A 22,347-nucleotide genomic window follows, 5' to 3' on the forward strand; every position below is an offset into this window, starting at 1 on the left:
GAATTCAGTCCTTTAGCTTCATATGGGCAATGATCTGCCCATGATCGGAGGCCAGTTTGTTATACGGTGCCTCGGGGTGGCTGCCATCGGTCAGATGATCGTTCAACACGGAAAAATAGTCCATCTGCCCGATGCTTTCCGGTGCGTCAGGCAGAAAGTGGCGGGACATGTAGATCTGGTCGATGCTTTCATACACCCCGCCAAACGCAGCCGTATAGACCATGTCGCGGGCGGATTTCTTGACGAATTGCCGCTCGGCGGAATGCAGGTGCACGGCCTCGATGTCCTCGCGGATCTGGGTGTCTTCCGCCTCGGAATAGCGGTCCCTTGGCGTTTTGGCGTCGTGGCGCAGCATCCAGGCGTAGTTCTTGAACGGCGTCTCACCGCTGATGATTTCGGAGCTGACCGCATGTTCCCCATCGTTGAAATCACCCAGCACCATGACTGGATTACCTGCCTGCAGCTCAGACACAATTGCGCGGCGCAGCACCCAGGCCTCGGCCATGCGGCGCAAGGCGGCGCGCAAGCCACCAAGGGCCCGCCCAACGGCATCGTATTGAGTAAGGTCGATTTCTGATGGAGCGCTGCCGTCGGCAGGGCGCACAAATTCGCCCAGTTTGGACTTGAGGTGGCAGTTGAATACCGTGATCACATGGCTGCCCACAGGCGCGCGCACTTTCAGGATGGGACGGCTGAGGCGAGTCAGGCGGAAACTGCCCCCGCCCTCGGGACCCATCGGGCCAAAGCCGATGTCGAGCGGGTCTTCGAGGTCCTGAATGATCTCGGGCGCGCCGACAAAGCCGAGGCGCGACAGGATCGCGACACCTGGGCGGCGCTGGCCGGGGCCACCATCATTGACGTTTGGCGCGACGGCCAGTGCGGCGTCCGTATAGGGGCTGTAGGCCAGCTTGCGAAAGATCGCCTTGCGCCGATAGCGCTTGTTCGGGCCCGGAATATGGGCGGCATTGTCCTCGATCCCGCCCGCATCCGACTTGGCCAGAACATCGCGCAACGCGCTTTCCTCGAAAATCTCCTGAAAGCCGACGATGTCGGCGTCCATGGTCTGGATTTGTTCGGCCAGCCAGTCGGCTTTCCAAGCGTATTCCTCAGGAGTGTAGCTTTGAAAACGGTAATATTCCTGATCCGGTCCGATCAGGTTTTTGACGTTGAAACTGGCTATGGAAAACTGGGTCATGAGAGGGTCTGGAGGCTCCGTGCAAAGATATCCGGGTCGACATTGCCACCCGAAATTGTGACGATCACATCCTCGCCCTCTATTTGGTCCTGCCGACACATGGCGGCAGCAAGGGCGACCGCACCCCCGGGCTCCGCCACCAGTTTCAACCGCAAAAAGGCCTGTGCCATGGCGCGCAAGGCGTCGTCCTCGCTCACGACGAGGCCGGGGCCGCAAAGGCGGTGTATGATCGGAAACGTGATGTCACCCGGTTGGGGCGAGATGATCGCATCGCAGATATTGCCCGAGGTCCGGCTGTTGCGCTCAATCTGGCCCGAGCGCAGCGAGCGGGCGACGTCGTTAAACCCTTCGGGCTCAACCGGGCGCGCGCGCAGGCCCGGCGCGTCGGCCTCGAGGGCGAGTGCAATGCCGCTGGTCAGACCCCCGCCACCACAACAGACCAGAACGTCGGCCTCGCGTACCCCATGGGCAGCAGCCTGTTCGGCGATCTCAAGGCCGGTGGTGCCTTGGCCCGCGATCACCTGCGGTTCATCATAGGGGCGGATCAAAGTCAGGCCACGTTCCTCGGCGATGCGCGCGCCAATGGCATCGCGATCTTCGCCGGCGCGGTCATACAACACCACTTCGGCCCCCAGCGCCTTGGTGTTGGCGATCTTGAGGGTCGGGGCGTCCGACGGCATCACGATCACCGACGGCACGCCGTGCAGGGTTGCGGCGTGGGCTACCCCTTGGGCATGATTGCCGCTGGAATAGCCGATGACGCCGCGCGCGCGCACTTCTGGGTCAAGCGCGGACAAGGCCGACCAACCGCCGCGAAACTTGAAGCTGCCGGTGTGCTGCAGGCATTCGGGTTTGATCCAGACCCGGCGTCCCGCGATCTCGTCGATGAAAGGCGAGTTGAGCAACGGGGTCACTCGCGCATGCCCCTTTAGGCGCTGCGCGGCGGCGCGGATCATGTCGATATTCATTGCATTTGCTCCATCCATGCGCACAGCGCGGCCACCGCCTCGGGTTCGTCAAGAAACGGCACATGTCCGCGTTTTGGCACCTCGGCAAAGATCATGTCGGGGCGACGGTCCTGCATCTTTTGGGCTGTTTGGGCGCTCAGCAAATCCGACCCGGCCCCGCGGATCAGGCAAGTCGGCTTGCCCGCAAGCGCGTCGAAAAGCGGCCAGAGGTCAGGGATCTCGCCGCCCGCTTCGACCGCGTCGCGCAGATGCGGGTCGTAGGTGATGTCCAGACCATCCGGGGTTTCCACAAAATGCGTGCGCGCTTCCTGCATCCAGCGGCTTTCAGGCACATCCTCGAACCCTTTGAGGACATATGGCAGGGCCATCGCAGCCTCGGCCAAGCTGCGTGCCGCAGGGCGGCGGCCGAGATACACCATGATGCCCGCCAATCCCGCCGGATCCAGTGCCGGCCCGACATCGTTGAGGGCCGCCCCGATCAGGCGATCCGGCGCGGCCGCGGCAAGTCCCATCGCATTGAGGCCGCCTCGCGAGGTCCCAAGGATCGCAACACTGGGCAGTGACAGATGATCCATCAGCTCCATCACGTCACGCACCTCGATGAGCAGGTCATAGTTCTGCCAGTTCGGGTCAAACGCGGATTGCCCGCGCCCGCGATAGTCCATCTTGATCAGGCGGCAGGGCGGCAGGTGGGGCGTGACGTACTGAAAATCCTGCGTGGTGCGGGTGAAGCCGGGCAGGCACAGCAGGGGAAGGCCTTCACCTTCATCCGTGTAGAACAGATCCAGCCCGTCAGAGGTGGTGAACTGCGCCATCAGACCGCCGCCAGTGCCGGAATGCCACTCAGATCGCTTAGCTTGTGTGCAGGCACCCAGGGCAGGCGGTCCACTGGCTCGCCCGCGCGGTTGACCCAGGCCGTGGTAAATCCGTACCCCGTGGCGGCGGCGGCATCCCAACCGTTGGAGGACACAAACAGCACCTCGTCTTTTGCGCAGTCAAAACGCTGGCCCACAAGATCATAGACTCGTGCGTCGGGCTTGAAGATTCCCACCGATTGCACCGACAGGCAATCATCCAGCACATCCGCGATGCCCGCCGATTGCACTGCCCCATCCAACATGTCAGGCGAGCCGTTGGACAGGATTGCGGTGTTCAACCCGGCATCCTTGAGGCTGTGCAGCATCAGCGGAACCTCCGGATAGGATTGCAATTCCCAATAAAGTGCGAGCAGGCGTTCGCGCAGGGCCAGATCGCCGTCATGGCCGGTCTTTTCCAGCGCCCAGTCGAGCCCCTGCTGCGTGACTTCCCAGAAATCCGTGTGTGCGTCGGTGACCGCGCGCAGCCACGTATATTGCAACTGCTTGGCGCGCCAGTGTTCGGCCAGCGCGGGCCAATCGTCCTTGATCGCGGCAAAGGATGGATCGCTTGCAGCCTGCCGGGCGGCGGCCGCCACATCAAACAGCGTACCATAGGCGTCAAAGATGCAGGTGGTGATGGGCATGGCCGGACCTTTCGCTTGGTGGGCGCAGAGTGGCACGGGTGCACGGGGACGAAAAGGGGGCAGGTGGGGTTTACCACGCGGCCACATACAGGCAGGGTGTTGCGCGAAGAGAAGGGAGCACGCCATATGGCCGAGATCAAGGACGGCGACACAGTGCGCATCCACTACACGGGCACACTGACCGACGGGACCACCTTTGACAGCTCCGAAGGGCGTGATCCGCTCGAATTCGTGGTCGGGGCCGGGCATATCATCAAGGGTCTTGATGCGGCTTTGCCGGGTATGCAGGCGGGCGAGAAAAAGACGGTGAACATTGACTGTGCCGACGCCTATGGCCCGATCAACCCGGCCCTGCATCAGGGCGTGCCACGCGATGCGATCCCCGACGAAATCGCGCTTGAGGTCGGCATGCAGTTGCAGATGCAGACACCGCAAGGCCAGCCGATGCCGGTCACGGTGACGGGGGTCGACGACGAACAGGTGATGCTGGATGCCAACCACCCGCTGGCCGGGCGCGATCTGGTGTTTGATTTCGAAGTGGTCTCGGTCGAGGCGGGCTAAGGCGCGCTGATACGACCATTGCCGTTTCGCTGAGCGCCGACGTCACTCAATTGCCTGCTTGGATAAACCCGTTGGCGCGCAAATCCTCCCACAAGGCCTTTGGCAAGTCCGCGTTGAACTGCGCAATATTGCGGCTGAGCGAGGACGCCTTGGTGGTGCCGATCAGGGTCGAGGCAATCAGCGGGTCCTGATCTGGAAACTGCAATGCGGCTGCCGGCAGGGGCGTGTCATGGCGGGCACAGATCGCCTCGATCTCTCTGACGCGGGCACGGATTTCTTCTGGGGCAGGGGCATAGTTGTAATGCGCGCCCGGTACCGGGCCGGTAGCAAGGATGCCTGAATTGAACACGCCGCCGATCACCAGCCGGATATCGTGCGCACGCAATTTGGGAAACAGGTGCGCACGGGCGGATTGGTCGAGCAGTGTATAGCGCCCGGCCAGCAGGATCAGGTCCATATCAAAGACGCCCACCAGCTCCTGGCAAATCTCGACCGTATTCACGCCCAGACCGATGGCTTTGACGGTGCCCTCGGCCTTGAGCATCTCAAGTGCACGCGCGCCACTGTCGAGCAGTTGCGCGCGGTGATGCGGGGTGTCGGTGCCTGCCTCGGGGTCACCGATGTCATGTACGTAAAGGATGTCGATGCGGTTGAGACCAAGCCGCTGAAAGCTGTCCTCGACCGAGCGCATGATGCCGTCATAGGTGAAATCAAAGCGCTGTTTCAGGGGCCATGCGTTGTGAAAGCCGTTGACCACAGGCGGCGGATTGGCGTCCGGCGACAGCACCCGCCCCACCTTGGTGGACAGCACCCAGCCACTGCGTTCTCGCAAAAAATCGCCAAGCAACCCTTCGGAGGCGCCATTGCCGTAATGCGGTGCGGTGTCGAAATAGCGGATGCCACGATCCCATGCGGTTTCCAGAACTTGCTGGGCATCCACGCGGGCAACAGGGCGGTAGAGGCCGGACAGGGCTGCCGTGCCCAAGGACAGGCGGTGTGTGTCGTTCAGCATCGTGAAATCCTCAATTCGGATGGCACCCGGGTTCCGCAGGGGTGGCGGTCTTGTAGGTGAGCACGAATTCCACATGGCCCAGCGTTTCCGAGGCGGTACGCGCGCCTGCGCCAAGGGCAATCAGCTTGTCGAAAATCTCCGACCCTACCTCTTGCAGGCTGGCCGCGCCGTCCAGAATACGGCCCGCATTCACATCCATATCCCCGGCCATGCGCGCATAGGTTTCTGGGTTGGCACAGACCTTGAGGACCGGCGAAATGGCCGAACCCACAACCGACCCGCGCCCGGTCACAAAAACCACCGCATGCGCCCCGCAAGAGATCAGTTCGATGATCTCGGCATTGTCGTTGATGTTGGGAAAGCCGAATTTTGGCGGCCCGTCAGGCACCACATCCAGCAGGTACAGACCACCAGTTGCCGCTTGCTGAGCCGGACGCAGGATGCCGCTGATCGGGCTTTGACCGGACTTGGCATAAGCACCCAGCGACTTTTCTTCGATGGTGGAAAGCCCGCCTGTGGCGTTGCCGTTGGCGAAGGATCCGTATCCCATGGCCGCGTAATAGGCGGCGGCTTTGTCCACGATTTCGATGATGTGTGGTTTCAGATCGGGGTGCGCGGCCCGCGCCGCCATGACATGTTCGCAGCCGATCAACTCGCCGGTTTCCTCGAAAATACAGGTGGCTCCGGCAGCCACCAGCTGGTCAAAGGCGATGCCCGCTGCAGGGTTGCCCGTGATACCCGAGGTCGCGTCCGATCCGCCGCAGATGGTGCCGATCACCAGCTCGGAAACGTCCATCGCGACCTTGGGCAAGATCGCGATCTGGTCTTGGGCCTGTCGGACCCAATCGCGCCCTGCGGCGACCGCCGCTGCCGTCCCGCCGCTGTCCTGAATGGTGATCACGTTCACCGGACGGCCCGATGCGCGGATGGCGTCGGCCAATTGCGTCTTCTTGAAATTCTCGCAACCCAGCGACACCAGCTGCACTGCGCCCACATTGGGATGAGTGCAGAGCGCCTCCATCATCTCCTGCCCGTATTGGGACGGAAAACAGCCCGAAAAGCCGATGACCTGCACGTCGCTTTCCTCAAATGGGCGGGCGATCTGTTTGCAGACGTGATGGGCGCATTCCACAAGATAGGCGACCACCACCACGTTGCGGATGCCCTTGCGACCGTCCTTGCGGGGCCAGGCTGTCATCTGTGACATGGCGCTACTCCATGATCTCGACAGTGGTGTGCCGACTGGTGAGGTTGTGGATATGAACATGTGCGCCCAGCGGGATATCCTGCGCGGCAAAGCCGATGGGAAAGGCGTATTTGATCACATCTTCCCCGGCGGGGATTGGCGCAACAGCCAGTTTGTGGCCCAGACCCAATGTCTGGGGCATATGGACCGACTGGCCCCCAATCAGAATATCCTCGCCCGCCGCGACTGTGGCCTTCAGCACAGAGACATTGTCGCCCGGCGCGAGGGTCAAAAGCCGGGGATCAGTATGTGCGTTCATGGTTCCGGGTCCCACGGTACCGAGCTCAGCAAGGTGCTGCGTGCGGCATTGAGGTGTTCCTGAAACAGGTCCATCGCGCGGTCGGTCTCGCCCGCCTTCAACGCGCGGATCACGGCCAGATGCTGACGCGCCGCGGCCAGGTTGCGGTCGCGCTCGTCGCGCTTGTTCCAGCGATAGTGATAGTGAAAGATCACCGAAACCAATTCAACAAAGTCATCGACAAAGCGGTTGCCGAGGTCTTCCATCAGCACCCGGTGGAACTGCTCATCCAGACGGGGAAAGCTCAGATATTGCGCGTCGATGTCGGCGATGATGGCCTCGTGGGCGTCCTCAAGGGCGATGAGACGTGCCCGCGCTTCGCCCTCTGGTCCCTTGGCCGTGAGCGTCGCAAAAGCGCGCAATTCGAACATCTCGCGCACGTCGAACAGCTCGATCGCGAACGAGCGGGTAAAGCCGCGCAGCACCCAGTGGCGGTTTGGTTCCTTCTCGATCAGGCCAAAGCGGGAAAAGCGGATCAGGAATTCACGCAGGACCGACGCGCTGGCGCCAAAGGCGCGGACCATATCACTTTCGTGCAGGATGGCGCCGGGTTTGAGATCACCCCCAAGCAGGTATTCCATGAACTGCGTCTCCACCCGTTCGCTGGTCGACAGGGTCTCGGCCTTGGCGAAATAGTCGGCTGGCTTCGGGGCGCGCAGCACCGTCTTGTTGCGTCCTGACCACGAAATGATGCCGACCTCGTCCAGATGGGACAGCACGGCGCGCACGGTGGTGCGGCTGATGCCAAGACGCTGGGTCAACTCGACCTCCGAAGGCAGCGTGTTCTCGATCCCCAAGGCCGCGACGTAATCGAGGCTGCGGTTCAGGCTGTCCTTGTAGGTTGAATTGTCGCGCGACATTAAAGGCCCCGGTGGCGTGTGAGTGGTGGCGCTGAGTGTGCTACATGACGCCGAATGTGGCAAAGGCCTCTTGCGTGGACATGCCCGCGCGGATCGCCTTGGCAACCTCGTTTTCGGTGGCGACCTTGGCGAGTGCGTCGCTGATCGCCTGCTGCTCGACCGCTTGCGGGATGATCAGAACCCCTTCGTCATCGGCAAAGATCATATCACCCGGAGCGACCTGCACGCCCTTGACGTTGATGGGCACACGGTAGTCCAGCACCTTGCCGCGAATGCCCTGATCCTGCGCGAAGGCCCCGCGCGAAAACACCGGAAAGCCAAGCGCGCGGATCTCGTCCGTGTCACGCACGTAGCCATCAAGGATCGCGCCTGCCGCCTTCAGATGCAGCGCGCGGGTCGACATCAACCCACCCCACAGGGCGTATTCAAAGGACGATCCGGAGGCGATGTAAATCTCGCCCTCTTTCAGATCATCAAGGGCCTCGAACATGAGCCCGAAGGGCTTGCCCGACAGAGGCCCCGGACCGCCCGCGCCGGGATAGTCGGCCTCGAGCACGGTCATGGCGCGTCCGGCCAGTTTCGTGCCGGGAACCAGCGGTTTGATGGGCTGCGGCAGGAACTGATTGCGATAGCCCAGCACGTCCAGAACGTCGCCGATCACGGCGGTGAACAGCGTTTCCTTCATCTGTGCGAACATGTCCTGATCGGTCATCTGTCTCTCCCCCGTTAAAACCCTGTGGCACCACCGCCATCGACCAGAAGCACTTGCCCGGTGATGTATCGCGCCGCCTGCGAGGCCAGAAAGGCGCAGGCCCAGCCGATATCCTCAGGCTCGCCCAGCCGCCCCATCGGAATGCGGCCCATGATCTTGGCCTTGCGGTCGGGATCGCCTTTGGTGGCGGTGCGAAACACATCCGTATCGATCCAGCCCGGTGCCACGCCGTTGACGCGAATGCCGCTGCCTGCGACCTCGGCCGACAGGGCGCGGATGACGCCGTTGATCGCCGTCTTGGCGATGGTATAGCCGGACACGTTGGGCTGCCCGATATAGGCCGTCATCGACGAGATAAAGAGGATTGAGCCCTGCGTCTCATCGGCCTGCATCTGACCCATGACCGCACGGCTGAGTTCAAGTGCGCCGCGCACATGGACGTCAAAAACACTGTCGAACTCGTCAAGGTCGGAGTCCAGGAACGGTTTTTTCAGCGTGTTGCCTGCGTTGTTTACCAGGATGTCGAAAGTGCCGTGAGTGGCGTGTAAATCCCTGGCAACCGCCGCGATCCCGGCCATGTCCGTGAGGTCCATGGCCTGATGATTGACCCCATGACCGATCTCGGCGCAGGTGGCTTCCAGCACCTCGGCACGGCGCCCCGCGATGACCACGCGCGCCCCGCTTTGGGCAAGTGCTGTGGCAACGGCCTTGCCCAATCCCGTGCCGCCGCCGGTGACCAGAGCGGTCTTGCCCTCAAGGCCGTAGCGGCGGGAGAGAATAGCGGCGTCAGACATCATCCTGCCCTTGGCAGTCGATCATCACTTTGAACGTTTCCTGCCGGTTCGCCTCCCAATAGGGAAAGGCGTCCTCTGCCTCGGCCCATGGGAAAATGCGCGAAATCAACTGGCTGGCGAGGGAGGGGTGGCCTTCGAGATAGGTCACCACCGCTTCGAAATCGGTACGGGTGGCGTTACGCGACCCCATGATGTCCAGTTCCTTGAGGTTGAAAATGGCGGTGTTGTAGCTGACCTCGGCCTTGGCATAGCCGACATAGACAACGCGCCCGCCGAAACAGGTGAGGTCAATGGCCGCGCGGAAGGTCTCGGGCAGGCCAACGGCCTCAATCACCACATCAGCGCCTTGGCCGTCCGTCAGCGCGTCGACGCGGGCGGCAAGGTCTTCGGCGCTTGGGTCGATCACCGCATCCACACCCAAATCGATCAGCGTGGCGTGCTTCGAGGCGCTGATTTCGGCGACAATCACGCGCGCGCCGACGGCCAGCGCACCAAGGATCGCGCCAATGCCGATCATGCCTGCGCCCAGGACAACAACCGTATCGTCGGGACCAATGCGCCCACGGGCGACGGCGTGAAAGCCAACCGAGAGCGGTTCGACCAGCGCCAGTTGGGACAGGGACAGCGTATCATTCAGGATCAGGTGGTTGTGTGGCACGGCGATGCGTGACGACATACCGCCATCGCGCTGCACACCCAGTGTCTGGTTGTGGCGACAGGCGTTCTGGCGGCCCATCGCGCAAGAAGAACAGGTGCCGCAGGTCGTGTAGGGAATGACGATGGCGCGCTTGCCGGGGCTGAAATCGGGCGGGACATCAGGACCGCGCGACAGGATCGTGCCGCCAATCTCGTGGCCGGGAATGCGGGGCAGGGTGGCAAGCGGGTTGGCCCCACGATAGGTGTTCAGATCGCTGCCGCAGAGTCCGACAAATCCCACATCCAGCAAAACCTCGGCCCGACCCGGTCTGGGGGTGTCGACCGTCCTGAACCCGGTTTGGCCGACGGCGGTGATGACCAGTACTTGCATGGGGGGATGCGTCCTTGAACAAGAAGTGCGGGGCCGCTCACAGCGCGCGGACGGCCCCTTGGGACAGGTTTACTTGAAATCCGCCACGTTGTCAGAAGTGATCAGGATGCCGTCGATCGGGGTAAAGGCCGGGACCTCCTCGCCCTTGATCAGGCCCACCAGATTTTCGACCGCTTCGGCCCCCATACGCACATTGTCCTGCTTGATGGTCGCCGCCTGTTCGCCTGCTTCGATGGACACGAGGTTGGCCGGATTGCCGTCAAAGCCGACGATAACCAGATCGTCCATCTTGCCCAGTTCGGTCGCAGCAGAAACAGCCGCCAGCGCGCCTGGATCCCAGGCCGAAAAGATCGCCTTGATGTCGGGATTGGATTGCAGAAAGTTCACCGTGGTTTCATAGGCACAGGCATCTTGCCAGTCGCAGATCTGAAAGATCACTTCGTGACCTGCAGCCTCGGCCGCGGTCTTGACCCCGTCGCGGCGCGCATTGCCGGTCTGGTGGCCGGCAGAGCCGCCAAGGATCAGGACCGTGCCCTTGTCCAACTGGCCGACGATATATTCGCCCGCAATACCGGCTGCGGCCAGATTGTCGGTCTGCACAAGGCTTGCAACATGTTCGTGCTCAATCCCCGTATCAACGGCCACAACCGGAATGCCCTTGCGCTTGGCATTGTCGAGCGAGGCGTCAAAGGCGCGGTTGTCGACCGAGCCGATGATGATGCCATCGACACCCATGGTGATGGCGCGATCAACGGCGTCCTTTTGCGCGGCAGCATCGGGGGAGGACGCGGTCAGGTCCAGCAACTCGACACCCATCTCCTCGGCCTTGGCGGCGGCAGAGTTGGCCACACCGATCCAGAACGTGTTGTCGGTGGAATAGCCAGTGTAGGCGATGCGCAGGTTCTCGGCCAGCGCAGGACCGGACAGGGTGGCCGTCAGGGCCGCCGTGGCCACCACGGTCTTCAAGGTTTTCAGTGTCATGGGTTCCCTCCCTTGGGATGTTGTGCCCGGGCTTTCGGGCGGAATTCTTGTGTGGACGCGCTAACGCGCAGGCCGTCGCCAGACGTCCCAGTAGACGGCCAGAATGATGATGATGCCGATGGCAATGCGCTGCACCGAGGTGCCAACGCCGAGATAGGACAGCCCGACGATAATGGTCTGCATGATCAGCATGCCGATCAGCGTCTTGCCGACCCCGCCGCGCCCACCAAACAGGCTGGTCCCACCGATGACGACCGCCGCGATGGCAAACAGCTCGTAGCTTTGGCCGCGGGCGGGCATCGCAAAGTTCAGTTTGGACACTTCGAGGATCGCAGCCGTCGCGGCCAGAACGCCGCCGATCATGTAATAGTAAATCCGGCTCTTGCGCACATTCACGCCTGACAGGCGCGCCACCTCTTCGTTGCCGCCAATGGCAAATGCATGATTGCCGAGCCGCGTTTTGGTCAGAAACAGCCCAGTCAGCAGAGCGACGCCGAACATGATGCCCATGGGCACAAGGTAACCCGATCCAAGCACCTGAAAGTTCTCGGGAAAGCGGGATAGATCGCGCCCGCTGGCGAGGATCTCGGCAATGCCTTTGTAGGCGGTCAGCCCGCCCAACGTGACGATAAAGGCCGGTACCTTGGTCAATACCTGAATGGTGCCATTGAGTGCCCCCATCAGTGCTCCGGCGGCCAGACCGATCAGAACGGCCACGGGCACGGGCAACCGGTATTCGGCCAGCACGATGCCCACGATCACGCCGACCACGGCAAAGATCGACCCAACAGACAGATCAAGCCCGCCCGAGATCAGCACCACCGTGGTGCCACAGGCCAGAATGGCCAAAATCGCGGCCTGCCCAAAGATCGACAACAACGTATCAAAGCTGCGAAAGGGTTCTGACAGGACAAAGAACACCATATAGATCAGCGCAAGGGCGGCCAGCACTTGCCAGATCTGCTGGAACTGGTGCTTGAGCACATCAAGGTTGGACCCACCCGGGGTGGGGGCCGACACTGGCGGGGCGGATGGGCGCGGCAGGTCAGTCATCTCAGGCCACCTTGTCTTCGGCAGCACCGGTGATCAGCCCGACCAGCGTGTCGCCGTCAACGTCCGCCACATCACGCACCGCCGCCAGTCGGCCAAGGCGCAGCACCATCACCCGGTCGCAATAATTCATCACATGCTGCATGTTATGGGTGATCATGATGACCGACAGGCCGTGATCTTTCAGCGATCTGACCAGATCCATCGCCATCTTGCTTTCGCGCACCCCAAGGGCCGCAGTGGGTTCGTCCAGAATGGCGATGCGCTTGCCGAACATCACCGTCTTGGCCAGCGCCACGGCCTGCCTCTGCCCACCGGAAAAGGCCTCGGCCTCGCGGTAGATATCGGTGATGCGGATATCGAGTTTCTGGAACAGGGCGCGGATTTCGGTGTCCATCTTTGCAAAATCCAGCGTGCCAAAGAGGTGCCCAAACAGCGTATCGCGCACGATCTCGCGGCCCAGATACATGTTCTTGGTGATGGACAATTCGTTGACCAGCGCGAGGTCCTGATAGACGGTTTCGATGCCTGCCGCCTTGGCCTCGGTCGGGGTGGTGATCTGAATGTCCTTGCCGTCCATCTCGACGGTTCCGGCGGTTTTGGAGATGGCCCCGGTCAGGGCCTTGATGAGGGTCGATTTGCCTGCGCCATTGTCGCCGACAACACCCAGTACCTCGCCCGCGTGCAGGTCCAGATCAACCGCATCGAGGGCAACAACCGCGCCATAGTGCTTGGTGATCCCGCGCGCCCTGAGAAGGGGTGTGGCCGTGTCCGCTTGTGTCATTTGTTCCCCCGCATGACGCAAGCCATTTGGCTCGCATCGGTATTTAATCGATAATAAACAATTCGCGAGTCGGTCAAATGTTTTTTTTCGTTTAAGAACACTACACCGATTTTGGAGAAGACCTTCGGCTTGGGGCAGGCGTCAACGCGCCCACAAAGTGAGCTAGATCGTCACAACTAAATCTCTGATTCAGATGAGAAATTCAGTTTGAACTCAGCCCATTCCCCGGCAGGGCACCGCCGCGCCGCACCGGCACCACATCGCGCGGCATGGCGCGCAGGTGAATATCGACCGGCTCTTCGATCGTACGCAGATCATTCGGAACCGGTGTTCCGGGAGTTAGGGCCGCTATCCCGTCAACCAGATCAGGGTTCAGGCGCAAGACCAGCATCAACGCCATACCGGTCAGTGAGAACAACACACCGCTCAGCCATTTGGACCGACGCGTCCGCGCCGCGCGCCGCGCATAGGTGCGCTCCAGTGACTGGGCGCGATCAAGTTCAGCCGTATCCATGGCACGTGGCCTAGCGGCTCAAGTTGGCAAATTTTGGGCGAGAGGGTGAAAAAACCCTTAAAGGTAGTCCGGCTGCGGCATGCCCAGCACGTGAAAGCCGCCATCGACGCGAATGATCTCTCCGGTAGTGCAGGCGCCTGCATCCGAACACAGATAGACGGCCGTGCCGCCAACTGCTTCTAGGGTCGCATTGCTGCGCAAAGGTGCGTTGAGATCCGTGTGCTTGTAGGTCTTGCGCGCGCCACCAATGGCCGCACCTGCCAGCGTCTTCATAGGGCCGGGTGAAATGGCATTCACGCGAATACCCTCGGGGCCCAGATCGTTGGCGAGATAGCGGGTCGCGGATTCCAGCGCCGCCTTGGCCACACCCATCACGTTGTAATTCGGCACAACCCGGTTGCTGCCCTGATAGGTCAGGGTCAACAGCGTGCCGCCATTGTCGATCATCAGCGGATGTGCGCGTCGCGCGACTTCGATGAAACTGTAGGCCGAGATGTCCATCGAATGCTTGAAGTTGGCCCGTGACGTGTTCAGGAACCGTCCGGTCAACTCGGACTTGTCCGAAAAGGCGATGGCATGCACGACGAAATCAATGGTCGGCCAACGTGCGCCAAGCCCATCAAAGGCGGCATCAAGCGAGTCATCATCCGTCACATCCACATCGACCATGAAATCAGAGCCAACGGACGCTGCCAGCGGCTCAAGCCGCTTGCCAAACGCCTCGCCCTGATAGGTGAACGCCAGTTCCGCGCCCGCCTCATGCAGCGCTTTTGCAATCCCCCACGCGATGGAGCGATCGTTGGCGACCCCCATGATCAGGCCGCGTTTTCCTTTTAGCAAATCGGACATGTTCAGTGCTTACCCATGAAATTTGGAAAGGATCATCGACCCGTTCGTACCGCCAAAGCCGAAAGAGTTTGTCATGACGCAATCAAGTCCTGCATCGAGCCGCAGATCGGTCGCGATTTCGGCAGGATCAAGGTTGGGGTCCAGCGTTTCGACATTGATCGACGGGGTGATGAAATCATGTTCGAGCATCAAAAGGCTAAAGATCGCCTCAAGCGCGCCTGCGGCCCCCTGCGCATGCCCTGTCATCGACTTGGTCGAACTGACGGGCGGGGTCGCGCCTTGTCCAAATACGCGGCGCACGGCCTCGATCTCGCCCACATCGCCGACCGGGGTCGAGGTGCCGTGGGCGTTGATATAGCTGACGCGGCGATCTTCGGGCAGGGTTTCAAGTGCAACGCGCATCGCCCGCTCGCCACCTTCGCCGGAGGGGGCCACCATGTCGTGCCCGTCCGAGGTGGCGGCATATCCCGTCACTTCGGCGTAAATCTTGGCGCCGCGCGCTCGGGCATGTTCCAGCTCTTCGAGCACGACAATGCCGCCGCCACCCGAGATCACGAACCCGTCGCGATTGGCGTCAAAGGCGCGGCTCGCCGTTTCAGGGGCATCGTTGTACTTGGACGACATCGCGCCCATCGCATCAAACAGGCAGGACAGGGTCCAGTCGAGTTCTTCGGCACCGCCCGCAAACATCACATCCTGTTTGCCCAGCATGATCTGCTCAGCCGCATTGCCGATACAATGCAGCGAGGTCGAGCAGGCGGACGTGATGGAATAGTTGATGCCCTTGATCTTGAACCCTGTCGCCAGGTTCGCACTGATCGTCGAGGACATGCATTTGGGCACCGCAAAGGGGCCGATCCGCTTGGTCGCGCCGGTCTTCAGCACGGTCTGGTGGGCGGCGAGCATGGCAGATGTCGACGGCCCCCCCGATCCGGCCACAAGACCGGTGCGCGGGTTCACGATGTCGCTTTCTTCAAGGCCCGCATCCGCAATCGCCTGGCTCATCGCGATATGGGCATAAGCCGCCCCCGGTCCCATGAAACGCAAGCTGCGCTTTTCGACATGCTCGGCCACATCCAGTTTCAGCGTGCCCGCGATCTGGCTGCGAAAGCCGTGCTCGGCCATCTCGGGGCTGGCCACGATGCCGGACGTGCCTGATTTCAACGAGGCCAGAACCTCGTCCACATTGTTCCCGATGGATGAGACGATGCCCAATCCGGTGACGACGACTCTTTTCATCTGCAAACCTCTGGTTTGACGCGGCGCATGATGCTGGTCCTTCACATTTTCTTGCCATGTCCATGTAGGACAGTGGGGCGGGGGCGCGCAAGGAGATAGGACGCGTGACGTGTGTTGGACGCCCACCGTTTCGCTTCTAGTGCCCGTCGTGCCGCAGGCAGATATCCGACTGATACAGATCAAACCTGCCAGGCAAAGTGCGTGGCATCCTATGCCTAGACCGGACCAGGCGGGCGGCAGGCTGATGGAATTCAAGGACTATTACAAGGTGCTGGGGGTCGCCCGAGATGCGGGCGCGGACGAGATCAAAAAAGCGTTTCGAAAGGCCGCGCGCAAGTATCATCCGGACATCGCACCCGGCCCGGAAGCTGAAGCAAAGTTCAAGGAAGTAAACGAGGCCTACGAGGTGTTGAAGGACCCCGAACGCCGCGCCGCATATGATCAGTTGGGGCGCGAACCGCCGCGACACGACGGTCGATATCAACCGCCCCCCGGATGGGACAGCGGCTTTTCCTTTTCGCAAGGTGGGCCAAGGGAGGGTGAAACGTTCAGCGATTTTTTCGAAACGCTGTTTCGACGCGGGGCTGATCCGGCGACGGATCGGGGCACAGGCTGGGGCGCTGATAGTCACGGGCGGATCGAGATCACTATCGAAGAGGCCTATGAAGGAGCTGCGCGCACATTGAGCCTGCGATCGCCTGTCCTTAGTCCCGATGGCGAGGTCACACTGGAGACACGCGCCATTTCCGTACACGTGCCCAAGGGCGTGACAGAAGGGCAGCACATCCGGCTGCCGGGCGAAGGTGCGCCAGAAGCGGGCGCGGGTGATCTGTTTCTCGAAATCGTTTTTGCTCCGCATCCCATCTATCGCCCCGATGGCAGGGACCTCTACCTTGATCTGCCCATTGCCCCTTGGGAGGCCGCCCTTGGCGGGCACGTGACGATGCCCACCCCCGACGGCCGGATCGATCTGCGCATCCCGAAAAACGCCCGCACCGGTCAGAAACTCCGGCTCAAAGGCAAGGGCCTGCCGGGACAGCCGAGAGGCGACATCTACGCCACCCTTAAAATCGTCAATCCAAAGGCGGACACATCGGAGGCCCGCGCATTCTTTGAAAGGATGGCACGTGAGATGCCCTTTGATCCCCGTGCGCATCTAGGAGGTTAGACTATGAAAAAGACGACCTTACGCAGTGAAGTTGTGGACACGCTCACATTGCAGGACCTGTGCCGCTTTTGTCAGACAGACGAGGCATGGGTGATCGAGCTGGTCGAGCACGGGGTGCTGGATCCGATTGGCGGGAACAGCAGCAACTGGCGCTTTGTCGGCACGAGCATCCGCCGGGCCAAGAAAGCGGGTCGTCTGAAGCGTGACCTGGGGGTAAACACGGCCGGAGTTGCCCTTGTTCTGGACCTGCTGGAGGAACGCGATGCCATGTTGCGCCGTCTGGCGCAGTACGAAGCGACCCTGGACCCGATCAGGCCTGCGGGCTGATGCGGGTGCCTCGGGCGCCGTTCACCAGCGCCATGCAGTCGGCCAGCCGTCCGATGGCGGCAAACCCGCCGGTGGCCGTGGCAAAGTCACAAGCGGCCTCGACCTTCGGTCCCATCGACCCGGCGGGAAACGACATTTTTGACAGCTCTCGAGGCGTAGCATGACGGATGAGAGTCTGATCCGCTGTGCCCCAATCGGCGAACACGCCTTCGACGTCAGTCAGCATCAGAAAGGCATCGGCGTTCAGTGCCCGAGCAAGGAACCCGCTGGCGTGATCCTTGTCGATGACAGCCTCAACCCCGATCATCGTGCCGTCGGGTTTCTGGACTACCGGGATTCCGCCGCCGCCTGCGCAGATGACGATCACCTTTTGCTCAAGCAGCAGGTTGATCACGTCCAGTTCCAGAATACGTCGGGGGCGCGGGGACGGAACCGTGCGCCGAAAGTGCGCGCCGTCCTTGCCGATGGTCCAGCCGCGCTCTGCGCTCAAGCTGGCCGCGTCGGCCTCGTCATAGATCGGTCCGATGAATTTCGTCGGGGCCTGAAAGGCCGGATCATCCGGATCAACCTCGATCTGGGTCAGGAGCGTGGCGTATTTGGCGTCGGGCGCATAGGCGTTGTCCAATTCCTGCTGCAGAACGTAGCCAATCATGCCGTCGGTCTCGGCCCCCAGCACATCCAGTGGAAATGGCCCACCCTGCAGCGCCAGATATCCCACCTGAGGGCCATTGCCGTGGGTGATGACGACCTCGTGGCCCGCCTCAAGCAATTGAGCCAGTGATTTGGCCGCAACCCGAATGCTCGCGCGCTGGCCTGCGGCGGTCAGCACTTCCCCACGTTTGGAAAGGGCGTTCCCGCCCAAGGCAACGACAAGTCTCATTCACAACCCCAGAGCGGCCGCGCTTACGATTGTGATGCCCAGCCAAAACCAATTTGGCCCACACAGGCTGACATCCAGATCGAAGGGAATTGTGCAGGCGGTCTGGCGATGGCCTTGTTTCGAACGCTCGGGTGCAGAGTTGAAATGCGGTGCGATGACCATGTGCGATGCCTCCTGATACGCGTGCGTTCGATCATCTTGGGCCAACCGGGACCGCACCGATTGAGATTGCTCAATGCGGCGCAGTGGATGGTGTCACTTTTTCAGACGTTCTTTGTATTTGCGATAAAGCCGGTGGTTCATCTGGATGAATTGCGACAACCCACGCCCCAGCAGACCGGCGGCATTGCGGCGCAAATAGAAATAGCCCGTTACGCTGGCCAGCAGTCCGCCCAATGCGTCCACGATCAGATCGCCCATCGTGTCGTCCAGCCCGGACTTTTGCATGTTCAGCCCAAAGGACAGGTCCATCATGTATTCGAACACTTCCCAGATGGCGCCGACAGTCATGGCCACGCAAAAGCTGATGAACGCGATGGCTGAAGGCGGTGCTGCAAAGCGGTCGCCTTCGAACAACATGAACACAAAAAGAAACCCGGTGAGGCCAAAGCCAACCGCCGACAGGCCGTGCAAGGCGATGTCCCACCACCAGAGGCGCTCATAAAAGTCGAACGCCTCACCGAGAAAGATCGAGGCAAAGAAAAACAGCGTTGTGAACAGCAAAAAGGGCAGGGGCAGTTTCAGCGACCAGCGCGCCGCCAGAAGCGGTGGCACAAGCGACAGGACAAGCGTGGCAAAGCTGACAAATGCCAACGACCAGCGCGCAAGCCCAAGGGCGACAAGCGCGGTACCCAAGAGCATGGCCCAGATCACCAGCATGGTGCCGCCGCTGTCCCGGATCAGTTTCATTGCGCGCCTGTTCGTGGTTGGGCGGTACAAACAGCCATGGAGATCCCTATATTGTGTGAATGCAGCCCTCTCGCATACGTATTGCCAGCTATAACATCCGAAAGGCCCGCGGCCTTGACCAAAAGCGACGGCCAGAGCGGACGCTGGAGGTCATCAACGCGCTGGGCGCGGATATCGTGGTACTGCAAGAGGCGGACAAACGCATGGGCCCACGTCAACCGGCCCTGCCACGTGCGATGATCGCGGCCGAGACGGACTTTGATCTGGTTGACGTCTCCCGCAACGGGATCAGCATCGGCTGGCACGGCAATGCCATCATGGTGCGCGCCGGGATCGACGTCGAGGAGGTGGAAACCCTGAACCTTCCGGGGTTTGAGCCGCGCGGAGCGGTGCGCCTCACCCTTGGTGTTGGCGCAGGGCTGACCGTCGTGGCCGCACATCTCGGGCTGCGCAGGCGCGACAGGCGGGCTCAACTCACGGCTCTCAATCACGCCACTGATCTGGATCAGTATTGCGTCCTCGCCGGGGATTTCAACGAATGGTCGCAAACACGAGGCTTTGAACCGCTGGCCGCGCGGTTTGAGACACACAGCCCCGGGCGGTCCTTTCACGCCCGTCGCCCGATTGCGGCGCTGGACAGGTTTGCGCTGTCATACGGGGTGGAACTGGATGATGCGGGCGTCGCGCAAAGCGCGCTTGCGCGGGTGGCATCGGACCATCTGCCGATCTGGTCCGACATCCTGGTGCCTGCCGCTATTTGCTGAACAGGACTGGCAGTTTCTGGTCGCGCAACAGGGCATAGGTGGTGGCCCCCAGCACGAAATCATAGGCGCGGGAATGGCCAAAAGCCCCCGTCACGATCAGGTCCGCACCCTTTTCAAAGGCCACCGATTGCAACACATCGGCGATGCTGTCGCCCATCGGGTCGCGATGCTCCAGCGTGGGTTTGAGGCCGTGACGGGCATACATCTCGACCATGTCGATGGCGTCGGAATCCTTGAACGCATCCTGTTTGCTTTGCCCGACCCGCAAGACGGTCAGTTCGGCCCCCTCATCGGCAAGGCCCAGCATGTCATGGGCGGCGCGGGCGGCCTCGCGCGTGTCGCTCCAGCCCAGCAGGATGTTTGCACCGATTTCGGGGCCGTCATAGTCCAGCGGCACCACGATCACGGGCCGCCCGCTTTCACGGATCACCTGCGTCTGGGCATGGCGCTGGTCATAGCGGTCGCTGTTCTTGTCCTCATGCGCCATGATCACCAGATCAGCCGCGCGCGCACTTTCGATCATGCGCTCGCTGGCTGATTGCGCCTCGGCGCGTACCAGACGGAACTCGCTTACGAAATCCTCGGGACCAGTGCGTTTTTCAAACACCGCCTTGATGGCTTCGGCCTCTTCTTTCTGGCTTGCATTGAACGCGGCAAAGGCAGTGTCCGGAATATGCATGGCGATGCCGGGGTAGACGACCAGCGCTTCGACCGTGTGCAGGCCAATCAGATGCGAGTCGTGTTTGCGCGCCAGAGGGACCGCAACCTTGAGTAGGGTCTCGGCATGATCGGGTGTGGTGAGACAAACCAGAATGGTCTTGGGGGCCATGGATCTATTCCTTTGAAACGGGGGCGTGCGCGGCACGCCCGGTAGAGGATCAGGTTTTCCTTATGGCTATTTTCTGAACGGCTGCTTTGGCGGTTGAGGGTTTTGTGATGCTGAGTTTCAGGATCCCGTCCGCAAAATCCGCATGCACCGCGCCCTCGTCAGGGGCAAAGCCCAGCGGGATGTGACGGCGGAAGCTGCCATAGCGCCGCTCGATCAGGTGATAGCTGTCGTCCTTTTCCTCGTGATCGGCGCTTTTCTCACCCTTTAGCACCAGCGTCTCTCCAGACACCGTCACGTCCAGATCGTCTTCCTTGACGCCGGGGACTTCCGCGCTGACCTCAATCGTCTCTTCGGTTTCGACCACGTCGATGGCGGGAAAGGATGGGCCAGCACCAAAGGGCTGGGCATCATCATCCAGCATCGGAAAGCTGGATTTGAACTGGTCCAGCAGGCGGTTCATTTCCTTTTGCAACGAAGGAAACAGAGCGGTTTCACCACCTGTGCGGTGGTTCTGGGGAAGCGTTTGCCGTGTCATCTGCAGACTCCTTTTCAAAACGGGCGACACTGTTTGTGTCCGCCACCATCTAACAAGGCGCAGATTGGGTCCGATTGATCCCGATCAATCGAAGGCATGGGCTTTGGCATAGATCACGAGGGAACCAAGACGACCGATAGAGAGGCCAACGATGTCTGCTTTCCCGAAAATTTTTGCCGCACTGGCCGTGATCGGCTTTGCGCACGCGGCCCTTGCCGAAACCGCGACCACCCGCAACGCCGATGACACGTTTTTTGCAGGCGGTCTCGTCAACCAGGCGATCGATACCAAGGGGGACACCTTTGTCACCGCACGGTCGGCCCGGGTGAAGGGCGCGGCGTTTGGCGATATGCATCTGTCGGGGTTTGATGTGTCGGTGGACGTTGACGTAGCCGAGGACCTTTACGCCATGGGCGCAACCGTCGTGATCCAAGGCACCATCGGCGAGGATCTGTCGGTCATGGCGTTCTCTGCGCGCACCGACAGCGGTTCCGACACCCGTGGCAATGCCCGCCTGATGGGCAATTCGGTCACGATTGAGGGACCGGTCGCCGGGGCGCTGTCTGTGCTCGGGCGAGACGTGATCCTGAACGCCAAGATTTCGGGTGATGTGCGCATTGTGGCGCAAACGCTGTCGCTTGGGCCGGATGCGGTGGTGTCAGGTACGCTGACCTACAGCACCAAGGACAAGATCAAGGTGCCCGCGCACGTGGCATCGCCGGACCGCGTCACGTTCGAAGAGTTCACCGGCGGGCGCGTCTTTGAGGAATGGAAGACGGTCGGCAAAGAGATGCCCGGCTTGCCGGGTTTTGCCTCAATGACCTTTGGCTTCATCGTGTCCCTGCTGTTCTTCATGGCCCTCGGCGCGCTCATGCTGGGTTTCATGCCTAAACGGCTGGCGCGCATGCGCCGCAGCATCGCGTCAGCACCGGGCCAGACCGTGATGCTGGGGGTGATTGGCCTGTCGATGCTGTTTGGCATGGTGCCGATCATCGGGCTGACCATCATTGGTCTCCCATTTGTGCCCATCGCCCTGCTTGCCATCGTGGTGGCCTGGATCCTGGGCTATGCGCTTGGGGCCTACAGCGTCGCCATGCGCCTTTGGATCGGGCTGGGCGGAGCGGATGATCCCAGCATTGTCGCACGCCTCTTGATCTTGGCTGGAGCGATCATCTTTGTCGCCCTTTTGAACTTCATCCCCTTTGTCGGCTGGGTTGCGAATTACACGCTGGTTCTGTTGGGCATCGGTGCGATGACCCGCGCAGTGTTCCTGTCCCTGATGGGCAATCCGGACCTCGCCCTCGACGTGGACATGAGGCCGATCGAAGACTGACCCATACAAAG

At 61.4% G+C, this 22,347-nt stretch carries 26 protein-coding genes; 5 read left to right on the forward strand and 21 right to left on the reverse strand.

Annotated elements, in window-relative coordinates:
* Window positions 1-4 precede the first annotated feature (4 nt).
* The 4 genes from Q1A89_RS19680 to Q1A89_RS19695 are packed head-to-tail and all read right to left on the reverse strand — an operon-like array spanning window position 5 to window position 3,664.
* On the reverse strand, window positions 5-1,195 hold the full coding sequence (locus Q1A89_RS19680; RefSeq protein ID WP_299732542.1) for an endonuclease/exonuclease/phosphatase family protein: 1,191 nt from the start codon (window positions 1,193-1,195) through the stop codon (window positions 5-7).
* Window positions 1,192-2,163, reverse strand: a complete 972-nt coding sequence (locus Q1A89_RS19685; RefSeq protein ID WP_299732838.1) for a threonine/serine dehydratase — start codon at window positions 2,161-2,163, stop codon at window positions 1,192-1,194. The genes Q1A89_RS19680 and Q1A89_RS19685 overlap by 4 nt, the downstream gene beginning before the upstream one ends.
* A complete protein-coding gene (locus Q1A89_RS19690) occupies window positions 2,160-2,978 on the reverse strand; it encodes an alpha/beta hydrolase (protein WP_299732545.1) in 819 nt (272 codons plus the stop codon). The genes Q1A89_RS19685 and Q1A89_RS19690 overlap by 4 nt, the downstream gene beginning before the upstream one ends.
* Window positions 2,978-3,664 carry a haloacid dehalogenase type II gene (locus Q1A89_RS19695; protein ID WP_299732548.1) on the reverse strand — a complete coding sequence of 229 codons (687 nt, stop codon included), beginning with the start codon at window positions 3,662-3,664 and terminating at the stop codon, window positions 2,978-2,980. Before Q1A89_RS19695 ends, Q1A89_RS19690 begins: the two co-directional genes overlap by 1 nt.
* A gap of 126 nt (window positions 3,665-3,790) precedes the next feature.
* Between Q1A89_RS19695 and Q1A89_RS19700 the strand changes: the two genes are divergently transcribed.
* Window positions 3,791-4,225: a peptidylprolyl isomerase gene (locus tag Q1A89_RS19700; protein WP_299732551.1), complete on the forward strand. Its 435-nt coding sequence runs from the start codon at window positions 3,791-3,793 to the stop codon at window positions 4,223-4,225.
* 46 nt (window positions 4,226-4,271) lie between these two features.
* Here the strand turns inward: Q1A89_RS19700 and Q1A89_RS19705 are convergent, their stop codons facing one another.
* The 13 genes from Q1A89_RS19705 to fabB all read right to left on the reverse strand — a co-directional run bounded on the left by Q1A89_RS19705 (window position 4,272) and on the right by fabB (window position 15,591).
* On the reverse strand, window positions 4,272-5,237 hold the full coding sequence (locus Q1A89_RS19705; RefSeq protein ID WP_299732554.1) for an aldo/keto reductase: 966 nt from the start codon (window positions 5,235-5,237) through the stop codon (window positions 4,272-4,274).
* Window positions 5,238-5,247: 10 nt separating this feature from the next.
* On the reverse strand, window positions 5,248-6,444 hold the full coding sequence (locus Q1A89_RS19710) for a UxaA family hydrolase (protein WP_299732557.1): 1,197 nt from the start codon (window positions 6,442-6,444) through the stop codon (window positions 5,248-5,250).
* 4 nt (window positions 6,445-6,448) lie between these two features.
* On the reverse strand, window positions 6,449-6,742 hold the full coding sequence (locus tag Q1A89_RS19715; protein WP_299732560.1) for a UxaA family hydrolase: 294 nt from the start codon (window positions 6,740-6,742) through the stop codon (window positions 6,449-6,451).
* The gene (locus Q1A89_RS19720; RefSeq protein WP_299732563.1) at window positions 6,739-7,641 is read right to left on the reverse strand and encodes a GntR family transcriptional regulator; all 903 of its coding nucleotides are present in this window, start codon (window positions 7,639-7,641) and stop codon (window positions 6,739-6,741) included. Before Q1A89_RS19720 ends, Q1A89_RS19715 begins: the two co-directional genes overlap by 4 nt.
* Window positions 7,642-7,681: 40 nt before the next feature.
* A complete protein-coding gene (locus Q1A89_RS19725; RefSeq protein WP_299732566.1) occupies window positions 7,682-8,353 on the reverse strand; it encodes an RraA family protein in 672 nt (223 codons plus the stop codon).
* 14 nt (window positions 8,354-8,367) lie between these two features.
* Window positions 8,368-9,147: an SDR family oxidoreductase gene (locus tag Q1A89_RS19730; protein WP_299732569.1), complete on the reverse strand. Its 780-nt coding sequence runs from the start codon at window positions 9,145-9,147 to the stop codon at window positions 8,368-8,370.
* Window positions 9,140-10,174: a zinc-binding alcohol dehydrogenase family protein gene (locus Q1A89_RS19735; protein WP_299732572.1), complete on the reverse strand. Its 1,035-nt coding sequence runs from the start codon at window positions 10,172-10,174 to the stop codon at window positions 9,140-9,142. Before Q1A89_RS19735 ends, Q1A89_RS19730 begins: the two co-directional genes overlap by 8 nt.
* 69 nt (window positions 10,175-10,243) lie before the next feature.
* On the reverse strand, window positions 10,244-11,155 hold the full coding sequence (locus tag Q1A89_RS19740) for a sugar ABC transporter substrate-binding protein (protein ID WP_299732575.1): 912 nt from the start codon (window positions 11,153-11,155) through the stop codon (window positions 10,244-10,246).
* Window positions 11,156-11,215: 60 nt separating this feature from the next.
* A complete protein-coding gene (locus Q1A89_RS19745) occupies window positions 11,216-12,208 on the reverse strand; it encodes an ABC transporter permease (RefSeq protein ID WP_299732578.1) in 993 nt (330 codons plus the stop codon).
* Window position 12,209: 1 nt separating this feature from the next.
* Window positions 12,210-12,989 carry an ATP-binding cassette domain-containing protein gene (locus Q1A89_RS19750; RefSeq protein ID WP_299732581.1) on the reverse strand — a complete coding sequence of 260 codons (780 nt, stop codon included), beginning with the start codon at window positions 12,987-12,989 and terminating at the stop codon, window positions 12,210-12,212.
* A gap of 202 nt (window positions 12,990-13,191) precedes the next feature.
* Window positions 13,192-13,503: a hypothetical protein gene (locus Q1A89_RS19755; protein WP_299732583.1), complete on the reverse strand. Its 312-nt coding sequence runs from the start codon at window positions 13,501-13,503 to the stop codon at window positions 13,192-13,194.
* A 57-nt stretch (window positions 13,504-13,560) separates the two neighbouring features.
* Complete coding sequence (locus Q1A89_RS19760) at window positions 13,561-14,352, reverse strand: enoyl-ACP reductase (RefSeq protein ID WP_299732586.1); 792 nt, start codon at window positions 14,350-14,352, stop codon at window positions 13,561-13,563.
* 9 nt (window positions 14,353-14,361) lie between these two features.
* Entirely contained in the window at window positions 14,362-15,591 is a 1,230-nt protein-coding gene (fabB, locus tag Q1A89_RS19765) for a beta-ketoacyl-ACP synthase I (RefSeq protein ID WP_299732588.1), read from the reverse strand.
* A gap of 211 nt (window positions 15,592-15,802) precedes the next feature.
* On the opposite strand from fabB, the gene Q1A89_RS19770 reads away from it, so the two are divergent.
* Window positions 15,803-16,759: a DnaJ C-terminal domain-containing protein gene (locus Q1A89_RS19770; protein WP_299732591.1), complete on the forward strand. Its 957-nt coding sequence runs from the start codon at window positions 15,803-15,805 to the stop codon at window positions 16,757-16,759.
* A gap of 3 nt (window positions 16,760-16,762) precedes the next feature.
* Window positions 16,763-17,086, forward strand: coding sequence for a chaperone modulator CbpM (locus Q1A89_RS19775; RefSeq protein ID WP_299732594.1), 324 nt, complete (start codon window positions 16,763-16,765; stop codon window positions 17,084-17,086).
* Here the strand turns inward: Q1A89_RS19775 and Q1A89_RS19780 are convergent.
* Window positions 17,070-17,966, reverse strand: a complete 897-nt coding sequence (locus Q1A89_RS19780) for a carbamate kinase (RefSeq protein WP_299732597.1) — start codon at window positions 17,964-17,966, stop codon at window positions 17,070-17,072. The genes Q1A89_RS19775 and Q1A89_RS19780 overlap by 17 nt on opposite strands.
* Window positions 17,967-18,221: 255 nt before the next feature.
* Complete coding sequence (locus Q1A89_RS19785) at window positions 18,222-18,875, reverse strand: hypothetical protein (RefSeq protein WP_299732600.1); 654 nt, start codon at window positions 18,873-18,875, stop codon at window positions 18,222-18,224.
* 59 nt (window positions 18,876-18,934) lie between these two features.
* Between Q1A89_RS19785 and Q1A89_RS19790 the strand changes: the two genes are divergently transcribed.
* Window positions 18,935-19,639, forward strand: coding sequence for an endonuclease/exonuclease/phosphatase family protein (locus Q1A89_RS19790; protein WP_299732603.1), 705 nt, complete (start codon window positions 18,935-18,937; stop codon window positions 19,637-19,639).
* Here the strand turns inward: Q1A89_RS19790 and Q1A89_RS19795 are convergent.
* Complete coding sequence (locus Q1A89_RS19795; RefSeq protein ID WP_299732606.1) at window positions 19,629-20,468, reverse strand: universal stress protein; 840 nt, start codon at window positions 20,466-20,468, stop codon at window positions 19,629-19,631. The genes Q1A89_RS19790 and Q1A89_RS19795 overlap by 11 nt on opposite strands.
* A 49-nt stretch (window positions 20,469-20,517) precedes the next feature.
* A complete protein-coding gene (locus Q1A89_RS19800; RefSeq protein ID WP_299732609.1) occupies window positions 20,518-21,003 on the reverse strand; it encodes an Hsp20/alpha crystallin family protein in 486 nt (161 codons plus the stop codon).
* A 151-nt stretch (window positions 21,004-21,154) separates the two neighbouring features.
* Between Q1A89_RS19800 and Q1A89_RS19805 the strand changes: the two genes are divergently transcribed.
* Window positions 21,155-22,336 carry a hypothetical protein gene (locus tag Q1A89_RS19805; RefSeq protein WP_299732612.1) on the forward strand — a complete coding sequence of 394 codons (1,182 nt, stop codon included), beginning with the start codon at window positions 21,155-21,157 and terminating at the stop codon, window positions 22,334-22,336.
* Window positions 22,337-22,347: the final 11 nt, after the last annotated feature.

Source organism: uncultured Tateyamaria sp. (assembly GCF_947503045.1).
Taxonomy (GTDB): Bacteria; Pseudomonadota; Alphaproteobacteria; order Rhodobacterales; family Rhodobacteraceae; genus Tateyamaria.